At 38.2% G+C, this 12,976-nt stretch carries 11 protein-coding genes and 1 pseudogene; all 12 read left to right on the forward strand.

What is annotated here, in order from left to right:
• The first annotated feature begins 17 nt into the window (after window positions 1-17).
• On the forward strand, window positions 18-2,075 hold the full coding sequence (locus G6Q00_RS06990) for a type IA DNA topoisomerase (protein ID WP_163532574.1): 2,058 nt from the start codon (window positions 18-20) through the stop codon (window positions 2,073-2,075).
• Window positions 2,076-2,159: 84 nt separating this feature from the next.
• Window positions 2,160-3,392, forward strand: coding sequence for a transcriptional regulator (locus G6Q00_RS06995; protein WP_240331039.1), 1,233 nt, complete (start codon window positions 2,160-2,162; stop codon window positions 3,390-3,392).
• A 158-nt stretch (window positions 3,393-3,550) separates the two neighbouring features.
• Complete coding sequence (locus G6Q00_RS07000; RefSeq protein ID WP_163532576.1) at window positions 3,551-4,018, forward strand: hypothetical protein; 468 nt, start codon at window positions 3,551-3,553, stop codon at window positions 4,016-4,018.
• Between the two features lie 146 nt (window positions 4,019-4,164).
• Window positions 4,165-4,788, forward strand: coding sequence for a protein adenylyltransferase Fic (gene fic, locus G6Q00_RS07005; protein WP_163532577.1), 624 nt, complete (start codon window positions 4,165-4,167; stop codon window positions 4,786-4,788).
• A 185-nt stretch (window positions 4,789-4,973) separates the two neighbouring features.
• On the forward strand, window positions 4,974-5,555 hold the full coding sequence (locus G6Q00_RS07010; protein WP_163532578.1) for a ParA family protein: 582 nt from the start codon (window positions 4,974-4,976) through the stop codon (window positions 5,553-5,555).
• Window positions 5,543-5,788, forward strand: a complete 246-nt coding sequence (locus G6Q00_RS07015) for a ribbon-helix-helix domain-containing protein (RefSeq protein WP_163532579.1) — start codon at window positions 5,543-5,545, stop codon at window positions 5,786-5,788. The genes G6Q00_RS07010 and G6Q00_RS07015 overlap by 13 nt, the downstream gene beginning before the upstream one ends.
• Before the next feature lie 470 nt (window positions 5,789-6,258).
• Entirely contained in the window at window positions 6,259-6,480 is a 222-nt protein-coding gene (locus tag G6Q00_RS07020) for a hypothetical protein (RefSeq protein WP_163532580.1), read from the forward strand.
• 62 nt (window positions 6,481-6,542) lie between these two features.
• Complete coding sequence (locus G6Q00_RS07025; RefSeq protein WP_163532581.1) at window positions 6,543-7,670, forward strand: ArdC-like ssDNA-binding domain-containing protein; 1,128 nt, start codon at window positions 6,543-6,545, stop codon at window positions 7,668-7,670.
• A gap of 12 nt (window positions 7,671-7,682) precedes the next feature.
• Window positions 7,683-8,492, forward strand: coding sequence for a Fic family protein (locus G6Q00_RS07030; protein ID WP_240331040.1), 810 nt, complete (start codon window positions 7,683-7,685; stop codon window positions 8,490-8,492).
• Between the two features lie 2 nt (window positions 8,493-8,494).
• On the forward strand, window positions 8,495-9,835 hold the full coding sequence (locus tag G6Q00_RS07035) for a hypothetical protein (RefSeq protein ID WP_163532582.1): 1,341 nt from the start codon (window positions 8,495-8,497) through the stop codon (window positions 9,833-9,835).
• A 38-nt stretch (window positions 9,836-9,873) separates the two neighbouring features.
• Window positions 9,874-11,799 carry a toprim domain-containing protein gene (locus G6Q00_RS07040; RefSeq protein WP_163532583.1) on the forward strand — a complete coding sequence of 642 codons (1,926 nt, stop codon included), beginning with the start codon at window positions 9,874-9,876 and terminating at the stop codon, window positions 11,797-11,799.
• A gap of 88 nt (window positions 11,800-11,887) precedes the next feature.
• Window positions 11,888-12,835: pseudogene (locus G6Q00_RS07045) on the forward strand (type IV secretion system protein); the annotation flags it as partial.
• Window positions 12,836-12,976: the final 141 nt, after the last annotated feature.

Genomic DNA, 12,976 nt, shown 5'->3' on the forward strand with positions numbered 1-12,976 from the left:
AGAAAATAAGGATAGACATGCAAAAGCCAGACATCATCATCATTGAAAGCCCCAATAAGATTAAAAAGATTGCTAACATCACAGGAGCTAAAGTCCTAGCCACTATTGGGCATTTTATGGAACTTGAGGGCATTGAGGGTGAGAGTTTCACTCCTAAGTTTGCCTACAAAGCAGACAAGAAACAACAGATTTATGCAATGATTGAGCAATGCAAAAACAAGAGAGTTTGTATTGCCACAGACCCAGATAGAGAGGGCTATGCCATTGGCAAGATGTTTTATGAGAAAATCAAAAATGTGGCCAAAGAGGTGTTTAGAGCAGAGTTTCACGAGATTACAGAGAGTGGCATTAACAAGGGCTTAGAAAATGCCCTGTTATTTGAAAACACGAACTTTAATTACTATAAAAGCTTTCTAGCCAGAAGTGTGAGTGATTATTACATTGGCTACACTCTCTCCCCTTATTTAGGGGATTGCTTGCAACAAAGAAAGGGCAATAGTGCAGGTAGAGTACAAACCCCTTGCTTAAAACTCATTGTAGATAGAGATAAGGAAATAGCAAGCTTTAAAGCCCTGCCAGAGAGTCAGAAGGTGAGCTACCAAATTCAGGCTAAAATCTATGATGAGCATAATAAGGAAGTGGTGCTAAAGCATTGTGATGAAAAGAGAAAGGAAATCAAGTTTGAAAGCCAAGAGCAAGCCTTAGCAGTGCTTGCACCTCTTAAAGAGTGCAAAAGGGCTTTAGTGCTAGATGTCCAACACTCCACCATCTCAAGCCATCCTCAAAACCCCTTTATCACCTCTAGTCTTTTAAAGGCAGGTAGTAGTCAATTAGGTTTAAGCACACAGAAAGTCCAAGAATACGCCCAAAAGCTCTTTGAGGCAGGATTAATCACCTACATTAGAACTGATGCAGAGACACTCAGCCAAGAATTTTTAAAGAAGGCAGAAAGCTTTTATAAGCCTATTTATGCAAACCTCTATGAGCGTAGAGCCTACAAGGCAAAAAATAGCCAAGCAGAAGCCCATGAGGCCATTAGAATCACCCATTGCCACAAATTTGAAGACACGCAAGAGTTTTTAAACCAAGCAGGCATGACAGATAGTCAGGCTCAAGCTCTATACAAGCTTATTTTTCAAAGGACATTAGAGAGTCAGGGCAAAGCAGCTATTTATACCAAGCAAGATTTGCAATTCAAAATCAAAGACCACTGCTTTAAGTGCAGTGTGCGTTCCTTGCAAGAGGCGGGGTATTTAGCCATGTTCAGGCGCACAGAGCAAGCAAAAGACACAGAACAAACAGAAAACGAGCAAATGGCACATTTGGACTTAAAAATAGAAAGCGTAGTTAGTCTAATTGCTTTAGAGATGACTAAAATCTACAAACATGCCAAGAGTGCCTACGCAGAAGCAAGCTTTATAGAAGTTTTAGAGAAAAATGGCATAGGTAGACCTAGCACCTATGCAAGTTACTTACCCAAACTCCTTAGTAGAGAATACATCTACATCACACCGGATAAAAAACGCCTTGTAAGTGCCACACATAAGGGACAAAAGGTTATTAGTATTTTTGAAACAAGCCCTTATAGCTGGATTGTAGATACCCAATTTACTGCCTTAATGGAGGAACTCTTAGACAAGATTGCTAGAGAAGAATGTAGCTATCTGGAGTATATGCAAATGATTGCTAAGAAATGCCCTAAGATGCCAAACCAAACTCCAAGAGAGCCCTATCCACCTAGAGCTCCTAAAGAAAGCCAGATTAAGTATGTACAGGACATTTTAAGGGACTTGAACATGGAGCTTCCTTGTGAGTTTGCAGACTATGCCAAAGATGATAAAGTGGCTAAGGCTTTCTTAGACAAATATATCCCCAAACACAAACAAGCTAGAGAAAAGGCCAAACAAGAGGGGCATTTTTTAGGCAATAGCACTCCTGCAAATAAGCCTGCCACTCCTAAACAAATTGCCTTTGCAGAGAGTTTGTCTCAAAAACACAATGCAAAATTACCCAAAGATTATAAGAGTAACATGCAGGTGTGCAGCAGTTTTATTGAGGAGTGGAGGGGGAAATAGAAAGGGAGTCTTGGTATGTGGTATATTTTAAAAAATAAAGATAAAGAGGTTGTGAGGTTTAGTGTTCAAAGATCAGAGACCATAATGGTTGATTTAACAATTAAAAGCGCCTTTGTGGATGGCATACAGATTTTGACCCCTAATCTTGTGCCAAAATCTCTAAAGTTAGACAATAAAACTGAGGGAAATGACGATAAAGCTAAGGAAAATTTGGAACACTGGATTGAACACAGAAAAATCCCTAAAAATAGAGCGTTCGTAGAGGAGATCGTGCATTCTTTAAACCTAGATGACAAAGATTTTCTTTCCTATGTTGATGTTACTCTAGCCCTTTCTCTTAACGACACCTATTGGATTGTCCCTGCAGATAAAAACTATCTCTGGAAAGACTACAACCTTTATGAAAATTCTTTCAATGAAACACTGGCTTTGGTGGCTTTTACAGGGTATTCTGCAAAGTTTAAGGGACTTGTAACCAGCCCCGAGCTCACCACCAATGGCATGCTTAAAAAATGCTGGCATAGAAACGAGCGTGGAATTATTGAGTTGTACAAGGGTAACTCTGAAGAACATGCTAACAGAGGCAAGGAAGCTTATTGCGAATATTACATGGCACAGATTGCTAAGGTGTTAGATTTTAATCATGTGTCTTATGATTTAAGGCGATTCCATGGAGAGATGGTGAGCACCTGTGAGATTTTCACCAGTCAAGAGTATGGGTATATTTCAATCTGTGACTGCATTGAGGATACAAGCTTGTTTCTCAAAAAGAATACAGCTAAGCTCATTGCTAAGATCAAAGAAATTTATGGTGTCCAAGCATTTGAAGACCTTTTACTTTTTGATACGCTCATTGGGAATACAGATAGACATTTAGGCAACTTTGGGATGTTGATTGATAATAACACCAATGAGCTTGTCAAACCCGCGCCTATTTTTGATAATGGCATGGCGTTTTTTAACCATATCACAAAGAGAAATTTAAAAGATATTAATAGTTTTGTGGCGCAACAAGAAAGTGCTTTAGGTTTTAGTTTTTTAGAACAACTTCAGTTGATAGAAACACCCCGGCATATCCCAAAACTAATTAATCTGCACAACTTCACCTTCACCCGCCATGAGAAATACAATCTCTCTGAGGAATGGTTACAAGCAGGGGAGAAGTTTATCCAGCAAAGAAGCCAAGAGATCATCAAAATCATTGCTAAAAAACAAACCAAATCTCAAGAAACACCACTACACTCCCCAACTTTTCCTACACCACAAACACCACAACACAAAGAGCTCCCCATACCCTCCAAAGGTAGGAATAGGTGATTATCTTAAAAAATACTCTCTATTAAACAATTTATTAGTCTATTTAAAATTTTTCAAACATTAAAAAATATTATAAAATATTTAAGTTTTATTGAGAAGTGAAGGATAGGTGAATAGAGAAGGTATAATAGGAAGAATTAACACAAAAAGGGGTTTGCATGTTATATATCCCACCTACCTCTAAAGAAGTGTATGTGAGTGGTATTGTGGCTTTGAATATCTATTGCCCTGAAGACACAGGAGATTGGCATAAATCCAGAGCTCTATCAAAAGATGCCTATTTGTTTGATGACTATATTTATGGCAAAGGTCAAAAATACAACACTAATTATCTGCTAGGCGATCTAGGTATCATTGATGGCACTAAACGCCTGCATACCATGGGACGCTATCCTGAAAATACACCCGTGTATATTGCTGATCACCCTAGAGCATGTGCAGATTATCTTTATATTGCAGTGTTACAAACAGGCTTGTTAGGTGTTGTCATGTTAGATGAGTGGTTTCCAACTATTGAGGATAAACAAAGAGTGTATGCCCTGCTAGAAGCCATGCAACCCAAACTAAATCCTAAAGAAAAAGAGATATTAAAAGCATGGATGGCAAGAAATCCCATAACAGAATAGAATTAACACTAGAAGAAACTTATCACGAAAGATTGATGTATGGTATCTTAGAAAATATCCAAAACACCTCTCTTGTTCTTAAAGGATTTCAAAATGAAAGTGAATTTTTTAAAACTTTTTGAGCTCTATCAATCTAAGGACTAGGAATGAATGTAGATGAACAAAGTTTGGAGAATGCTCGCCAACTTTTTGAAAGTGGTGCAATCTACAAGATTGAAATAGGAACATTTAAAGGTTTACAAGAAATCCACAGGGCACTTTTTAAAGGGCTATATGATTTTGCAGGACAGATTAGAGATAAGAACATCTCCAAAGGTTACTTTAAATTTTGCTCTGCTTTGTATCTAAAAGAAGCCCTTAAAAAAATTGAAACGATGCCACAATCTTCTTTTGAGGAAATTATAGAGAAGTATGTAGAGATGAATGTCGCACACCCTTTTATGGAAGGCAATGGCCGCGCCACGCGCATTTGGCTAGATTGCATACTTAGGAAAGAATTGGGGATGGTTATAGATTGGCAGTATGTGGATAAAAATGCCTATCTAAGTGCTATGGAAAGAAGCCCTATTAATGATCTAGAACTTAAGACATTGCTAAGAGCACACTTGACAGATCAGATCAATGATAGAGAAGTGATTTTTAAAGGTATTGTGCAATCTTATTATTATGAGGGACTACAGAGCACGCTAAACAACAATTTACACAACGATGCATATTTTGACCCTTCTGTATCAAATCCCCCCACACCCTCCAAAGGCAGGCGCAGATGATAAACATTGTAAAATATATTTTACATTAAATAATATATTACTCTTAATAACTTCTAATACATTTTAAAATATCTCATATATTCTTAAATTTTTTAAACATTTAAATTTTTTTAAGATTTTAAATCATTTTTATATTGTATAATGCATTTTGCATTAATTGTATCCATTCAAAGGAGCTAAAACACATGATTATCTCTGTTGTCAATAAAAAGGGGGGTGTGGGCAAGAGCGCTTTTAGTTTCTCCATTGCTAAGGATTTAAATTTGTTTTTACAAAGCAATGATAACTCTCTTATTGAACAGCTCTATCCGGGCAAAGCTAAGATCAGTGCCTATCCTAAGTTAATTGCTAATTGTGTCTATGACTTTGGTGGGTTTGTACAAAAGGGTGTATTAGAGATTCTTAAAGCCAGTGATGTGCTGGTTATACCCTGCACACCACTTCATAATTCCATTTTGCGCACTTTAGAGAGCCTGCAGGAGTTGCACTCTGTTAATCCGCGCATTCTCATTCTCATCACCAATTTCATTTCGTTGCAAGAGAAAGAACAATGCGCCCAAAAGATTCAAGAAAAATATAAACATCTCTCTTTCTTTTACTTCAAGCACTCTAAAATCTTAGAAAATAGCATGCAGCAAGGATTGAGCTTTACAGAATTAGCTAGCCTTAGTCCTTTAGCTAAAAATGCCTACAAGCACTTTATGGACGAATACACCCGCCTTTTAAACACTCTATCTAAATTAAGGAAAACCACATGGACAGCATAGATGCAGCTTTAAACCACCCCATCACACAGGAAAACACCTTCCAAAACAAGGAGCAACTAGAGAGAAAAAAGCCTGGACGCAAGAAAGTTCCTACAGAAGAACTAAAAAAGAACTACACCGTGCAGTTATACTTTTCAAAAGAGGAATATGAAAAACTAGGAAAACTAGCCTATGAGGAAGCAGAGAGTGTAAGCTCTTATATCAAGCGCCAGATTATAAAGATGTTGCGCTAGTTAGCACGCACTTATTCATTTAACACGCATTCTGGCATAGTTGCAAAGCTCGGTTTGTGTTAACAAGTATCTAGTATTGCTTAATATATTACTTAATGTTTAATATATTTTTAAATATCTTAATTTAAGGTTCACCTTTCACTCCTAAAGAACATAGATTCCCTGTGGTACGCATATGCAAGAAAAGAATAGTTTTGCTCCAATCCATTTACTTTTAAACCCAAAACATTCAAAAGCCCTACCACACGCACTTTTTAACACTTCTCTTAATATCTTAATGTTAGCTTAAAAATTAGAAGCATCTCTTTAGAATAACGGATAAACTTCCCTATTTTAGGCACTTTAGTAAGGATATAAGCCCTAAATTTTAACCTTAATTTTGATCTAACACTGGCTAGCTTGTGCTTTTCATCTAAAAATGCCATACTCAAGACCACACTAGGACATTAAAGTAGATAAGGAATAACAAAATGCAAGCACAAACAAAATCCCTAGAACTCATAGAGGGCAATTACTCATTAAGAGAGGAAGAAGTTTTGGAGTGGGTACAATATGGTCTGCCTTTACAAGAGGAGCTAGAATCACCTATTTTAAATAACCAACAAAGCGCCACTGCTAACACCCCTATACTGCCTGATGAGCCTTGGCTAGATGATATGAGCACAGGAGATGAAGAAAAACCGCTCTCATGATCATGGGCAAGAGTTTTAAAGCAATACAAACAAAGAAAAGATGAAAATAAGGGAGAGAAAAAATGAGCAAGTCTTGGGAAACCATGAGCCTTACAGAACAAAAAACAGCCTTTAGAGATTTTCTAGCCCATGAAATTAATCTTGCTTTAGAACAGGGATTAACATTTAAGCCTAATAACAGAGCTTATAACACCTATTCAGGCAGTGCCTACCATGGCTTAAATGCCCTAATCCTAGATGCTAAACAGCAGGAGGGCAATTATACTAGTAATGCGTGGATTAGTCTTGAGGAAGCACAACACTTAGGAGCAGATGCTAGAGAGTTAGAGTTTATCCACAACAACACCCAATCTAGCCAAAACCCTCAAGGTTCTATTAAGAAAGCCAGTATTAGCTACATCAAGACCCATGAAATGCAAAGTGAGAAAGATTCTAATGGCAATCCTATTCCCGTATTAGGCCCTTATGGAAACCAGCGCTACGACAAGAATGGCGACTATTTGTGGGAGACAGAATTAGTGCGTGTAGAAATCCCTCCTAGATTAGAGATCAAACACCTCTACAATATAGAATGCTTTAAGAGCCTTGATCAAACACGCCTAAAGCCTCTAAATTCTAAGAGCCTCCAATCTATGTATGTGGGACAATACTTCTCCGCAGAAAATAAAAATCTAGTGATTCACGATCTCTCTGCCAAACTTACAGCACCACAATACCAAAGAGTGTTAGACTATGCAAGCCAATACAACCAATACAACCAGCAACACTCTCAAGATAAACAATACCCAAGAAATACTCAGAATCAGCAATCCCCACAGGGGCAAACACAAGGCGCTAAAGCTAACCAGCCAGCTCAAAACAATGTGCTTTATTCAACTAACCAGCAACACACCCAGCAATTTTTAAACCAAACACCTGAGTTTAACCCAAGCCAACATAACCAAGAAATGGCTATGCCAAAAGAATTAGCCACTCCAAACCCTCAAGAGCAGATGATGCAGATGATGCACGCAATGATGCAGATGATGCAAGAACAACATAAAATGATGCAAGAGCAACTGCAAGAGCAACATAAAACTATCCAAAAAATGGCTCAAGAGATTGCATGGCTTAAGCAACAGCAACACACCCAAAACAATGCCCTAAACGCAGTACACTTCACAACTCCCTCTAAGGGTAGAGGCCGCTAAAGCAAAATTGCCATGCACTACAATCCCCAATTTTTAGATCAATTGCATATTCTAAACGCAAAGCAAAAGCAACAGCTAGAAGCTTTGAGTTTTAACTTTAGTGATTTTGCAAAGATGCAAGGTTGCATTGATAAATTGCGCTTTGATTTTATCTATTCCTCCGCTCAGATTGAGGGCAACACCTATAGTAAGTTAGACACACTTGCTTTATTAGAAGAGGGGCTAACTGCTGGGGGTAAGAAATATAGCGATGCTAAAATGATTTTAAATTTAAGAAATGCTTTTGATATGATGTTCCAAGAGGATTTACCCATCAGTTTGCAAACTTGCCAAAACCTGCATGCTATTTTGTCTCAGGAGCTAGTTTCTGCTAACAATTGTGGGGTGATGCGCAACCACAATATTACCGGTATTACAGGCACTTCTTACCTACCCCTTGCCTATAAAGATAGACTCCATACAGAGATGAAACACCTATTCAAACAATACGCTAGCCTTGATCACCCCTTTGAGCGGGCTATTTATTTGCACAATAACCTATGCTATTTGCAATATTTTGAGGATTGCAACAAACGCACAGCAAGGTGTATGCAATTTTTATCTCTTAAAAATGACAATCAAATGCCATTGGTGCTTATAGATGATGATCCAACGCTTTATAAGCAATATAGAGAAGCTTTGATTGTTTATTACGAGAGAGGGGATTATCAAAATTATTTGGATTTTTTTATCCAAACTTACCGGAGAGAAGCCACATTTTTAAGAGAAGTGCAAGCATTAACACACCACACCCCAATTACACCTCATAGAAAGCGAGGGTGAAATTGGATAATTTTCTCAATGGCTTTTTAAAAGCGTGGCGCTCTTGGCGCAGTGATGGGAGGGAGGCTTTTATGCGCGCCTTTTTGCAAGAAATACACCACTCCAAGCCCAATGATTCAGAACATTTTTTTGAAATCTTGCGACAAGAAATGCAGGCGGTGAGTGCTAACCTAGCAGATCAGCAAGATATCTTAGTTATCAGCGATTATATAAACACCCTTAAAGAAGAGATGCAACACACTTTAGACAGTACTTTAGAGCAAGCCCAGATAGAGCTAGAGAGCGCTACACAGATAGAGCAACAAGAGACTCAACAATTAAAGCCATTGTTCCAAGAACTCCAAGAGCAACAACAAATAATCCATAAGATGGCTCAAGAGATTGCACAGCTCAAAGTCCCACAACCCCCAGAGAGCTTAGAGGAACAAGAGCTCCTACAAAGCATTTTAATTTTCAAAGATGAAATCCAAGAAGTCCTAACAAAACACCCCAATGAGCAAGAGTTAGGAACATCTGAAACTAAAAACTTAGTAGAGCAAAGCCAAGAGAATAACTTAAGAGCATTAAGCCAGTCTGAGCAGTTGAACAAGTCAGAGCAAGGCTTAGAGGTAAGCAACAACACATCAGAAACTTTAGAGTCCAAACAGACTCCACCACAAGCCACAGAAATAGAGAACAAATACGCCAAGCTCCATGATTATTTTAAGCAGGTAGAACTAGATGTGCAACAAAAGCGTATTAAGACCAAGTTAGATTTTAAAGAGAGTTTTTTAAACTATGCAAAGAACCATATGACAGAGGATGAGCTCAAAGTCTTATTGGTACTCTCACAAAAACAGCCTAGCAAGCTAACTCAAGAACATCTTAATCTCATTAATGATGTTTTAGAGCAAGCCCATGGCAACAAGCATATGCAAGATAGGGGTCTACAGCTAAGTGTCAAAGCACTACTAGGACATCCTTTAGAGCAAGAACACCACAGTGCCATTCAAAATTATGTGCAACAATGCCAAGCAAGCTTAGAGCCTATGGATTGCAAGGTTGCTGGTGTGATGAATCAATATTTGGACAAAATGCAAAAAAGCAGAGAAACTAGCCAGCAAGAAGCCACTCAAATAAGAGAGAGCACCCAGAGCCAAAATAGCACACAGCCACTGCCCAGTGAGCTTAACCAAGTACAAACTAACAACCAAGTACAACCAATCTCCATTACTCCAAACAGCACACCACTCCCAGATGAACCATGGCTTAAACAAACACAAGATGCACAAGTAGAGCAGCAGGCACAGATTAATAATCAAGCCCAACTAGTTGCAAACAATAGACTCGCTCCTGAACCTTGACTAGATGCTCCAGCAAAACCTAAAGGTAGAAGGCGTTAATGGCTTATACCAAAGATGTTATCTATCTACCCTTAGATAGCATCTTGCTAGATTATGGCTATATCTTAGACAAAGAAAAAAGCAGCCTAAACTACCCCGTGCTCAAACACCCTAATGAAAAAGGCAGGCTTATCATCAAAAACAGCGCTGGGAGTTATCACTACTTCAATACAGAGGATAGAAGTGATAAGGGCAATATCATTAACTTTTGCCAAAAGCGTGGCTTGAGATTAGAGGATTTGATTAAGGGAGATGCACACTACAGGCCCAAAAACCCTATAACTTCTCAAACTAACCAACAGGAACAAAAGAGTCTTAAAAAAGATTTTCAATCTTTGCCACTCTATGACTTAGAAAAAAGCCAACTCCTAAGAGATAGAGGCATTCAAGGCACGCTCTTTAAAAGCTACCAGCACTCTTTGAGAGCTGATAAATATAGCAATCTGTGTGTGCCTAATTATCTTTGTGAAAATCAAAAACTTATATTAAGTGCCATTAGCAAACGCCTAAACCAACCACTTAACACCCATACAGATGGCTCACCTAGAGACAAGCCCTTAAAAGAGCTTTGTGAAGGCTCTAAGGGCGTGCAAATGCTTGTGCCTAGTGGGGGGTTGAGAGCTGTTAAAGCCATTGTTATTACAGAGAGCATTTTAGATAGCATGGCTTATTTGCAGATGAAAGGTTTGAACCCTGATACAACTCTACTATTAGGCAGTGCAGGGCAATTTGCCTTAGAAAAGATAGAGGCTTTTTTTAAACAGCTTTTCAAGGATATAAAACAAGATAAAAGCCAAACATACCAGCAATACATACAGGATTTGCAAGCTTATAAGGAGTGGAAGCGTTATGAAAAAGAGCAAGCAAAAAAGCCTAAAGACATACAACTTAGCAGCAAGACTTTTAAAATTGCTTTTTCAAGACCCAAATACACAGACAAGTACAATCCTAAAGATATGCCTGTGCAAGGTTGGCAAGAACAAAGTGTGAATACTCTAGCAGAGTTAGCACAAGCTATAAAATCTTCTCCTTATTCTAGTGCAGTGTTTGAGAAAGGTTATCGCAACGCCTCTAATGCTAAGAGTTTTACTAATCTCTTAATCTATGATATTGATAATGATAAAGATAGCCCCCAACTCCCTCTTAAACAAGCGCAAGATTTGTTAGAAAAACAAGGTATTGAGAGCTTGGTGATGCCCTCTAAGAGTCATCAAGTAGAAAAGAACGGGCACATCGCTGATAGGTATCGTATCCTCATCCCCACAGCGCAGCCTTTAGGCTGTTTAGATGCAAAAAGCTTTGTGGAATTAAATAGATTGGTGGCTAAAACTTTAGGATTATATGCCTACATAGACAAGAAAGTCCTAGTAGATAAAGGTAGGGCATATTATAAAAGCCCAGAAAATGCAAAACCTGTGCTTGTTCAGGGTAGGATATTAGACATCAAGAATTTTAAACAACAAGTCTTACAAAATCTCTTTACAGAGAAAATCCCCCAAGTGCTAAGCCCTCCTAGTGTAGTTAATCCCCCTGACTTATCTATCAATATCATTTTAGCTTGCGATAATGATGCACAGGGGCAACGCTATACACAGGTGTTAGAGGAGATACTATTCAATCTTACTAATCAATTACCAGAAATCTACACCCCCTTTAGCAAAGATTGCAACGATGATCTCAGATTAAGCCAGATTATAGGGGAAACAAATACCAATGCTAATAGTGTGTATGGGTATGTATCTAGGGGGCTTGAGCAGTTAGAAAGCCCCTATGTCTATACTCAGAGCAAAAGAGAGATTTTAGAGAAATTAGAGAATATTGCTACAATCAAGGATTTTAATACCAGCACTACAAACAGATTAGAAAAGGCACGCACACAGGTAGAATCAAATTTCAAGAATAAAAAGAGACCTAGTGGAAAATAGTATAAATAAGAACTTAAGCATATACGATACTATTCTGTCTTTTTTTGTTTCACCTTCACAAAAGCTAACAGGCGATTTAGCAAAATCTATGACAGACTTTTTCCATGTCCAACTGAGTTTGAACATTATCATCTCCTTTTTGTTTATGTGGTGGGCATATCGGCGACTTAAAGAGGGCGATATTTTCCAACTAAAAACCTTGATGGGTGTATTAGTTTTCTTTGTGTTCATGGGGGTGTTGAATTGGGCTATAGGGCAACCTATAGAATTTATGGCAAAGATAAGAGAGGTTATTACTACACCTGCTAACGCCCTAAGTGATGTCATTAGTCTTGCTATTAACAAAAACATCACAGCACTTAAAAGACATGAATTATCTATGCCCTTAGACAAGTCTTTAGGCACATTAGTAGATACTACCTACTACACTATCACCCATCTTTATAATTCTGTATTTCATAATTTAGGTTTCAAGCTATTTTTTCAAGTTTTTCCACAACTAATTGTATTTTTGTTATTAGTTGTAGCACAAATCTTGTTTTTAGGACTGGTGCTTATCATTGTGTTACTAGTCTCTGTGGAAATGGCTATTTGGCTAGCTTTAGGCATTGTGGTCTTGCCTCTAGCCCTATTCCCTCAAACAAAGGGAATGTTGTTTAGCTATTTGAAAAAATTAATATCTCTGACTTTTTACCAGCCTTGTATGACTTTGGTGGCATTTTTCAATTTGCAGGTTTTAGACTTCATCACTATAAGGATTCCTACAAGAAATGAGTTAGAGGCTGGAGTGTTTGGCGGAGCTAAGCAATTGCTCCAACAGCAGAATAAAGATATGGGAGGATTCTTAGACATTATCGGCTACTTTATTATCATCATCTTGGCTTCTATGATTTGCTTCTATCTTGTCAAACGCATCCCAGATTTCATTAATAATATTTTTGGTACAAGCGGAGGCGTGGGGGCTATTACTGAGATGATGCAAAAGATAGGCATGAGCGCTGGAGGTGTGATTGTAGGTGGTTCTATGGTAATAATTTAGGCATGTTAGATAAGTGGAAACTCTCTACTCAAGAGGCGGCTAACACCTACAAAGAATTAGATCGTATCCAATTAGCTACTAAGTTTAACCTTGATGATTTAGGGGGCATGTTCAAGTCTTTCTATTCCACTGCGGCTA

Origin of the sequence: Helicobacter suis (assembly GCF_902196125.1) — a bacterium.
Classification (GTDB): Bacteria; Campylobacterota; Campylobacteria; order Campylobacterales; family Helicobacteraceae; genus Helicobacter; species Helicobacter suis_B.

Coding starts and splice junctions, on each gene's coding strand:
- G6Q00_RS06990 (WP_163532574.1), top strand. CDS start 18: ATGCAAAAGCCAGACATCATCATCATTGAAAGCCCCAATAAGATTAAA.
- G6Q00_RS06995 (WP_240331039.1), top strand. CDS start 2,160: ATGGTTGATTTAACAATTAAAAGCGCCTTTGTGGATGGCATACAGATT.
- G6Q00_RS07000 (WP_163532576.1), top strand. CDS start 3,551: ATGTTATATATCCCACCTACCTCTAAAGAAGTGTATGTGAGTGGTATT.
- fic (WP_163532577.1), top strand. CDS start 4,165: ATGAATGTAGATGAACAAAGTTTGGAGAATGCTCGCCAACTTTTTGAA.
- G6Q00_RS07010 (WP_163532578.1), top strand. CDS start 4,974: ATGATTATCTCTGTTGTCAATAAAAAGGGGGGTGTGGGCAAGAGCGCT.
- G6Q00_RS07015 (WP_163532579.1), top strand. CDS start 5,543: ATGGACAGCATAGATGCAGCTTTAAACCACCCCATCACACAGGAAAAC.
- G6Q00_RS07020 (WP_163532580.1), top strand. CDS start 6,259: ATGCAAGCACAAACAAAATCCCTAGAACTCATAGAGGGCAATTACTCA.
- G6Q00_RS07025 (WP_163532581.1), top strand. CDS start 6,543: ATGAGCAAGTCTTGGGAAACCATGAGCCTTACAGAACAAAAAACAGCC.
- G6Q00_RS07030 (WP_240331040.1), top strand. CDS start 7,683: ATGCACTACAATCCCCAATTTTTAGATCAATTGCATATTCTAAACGCA.
- G6Q00_RS07040 (WP_163532583.1), top strand. CDS start 9,874: ATGGCTTATACCAAAGATGTTATCTATCTACCCTTAGATAGCATCTTG.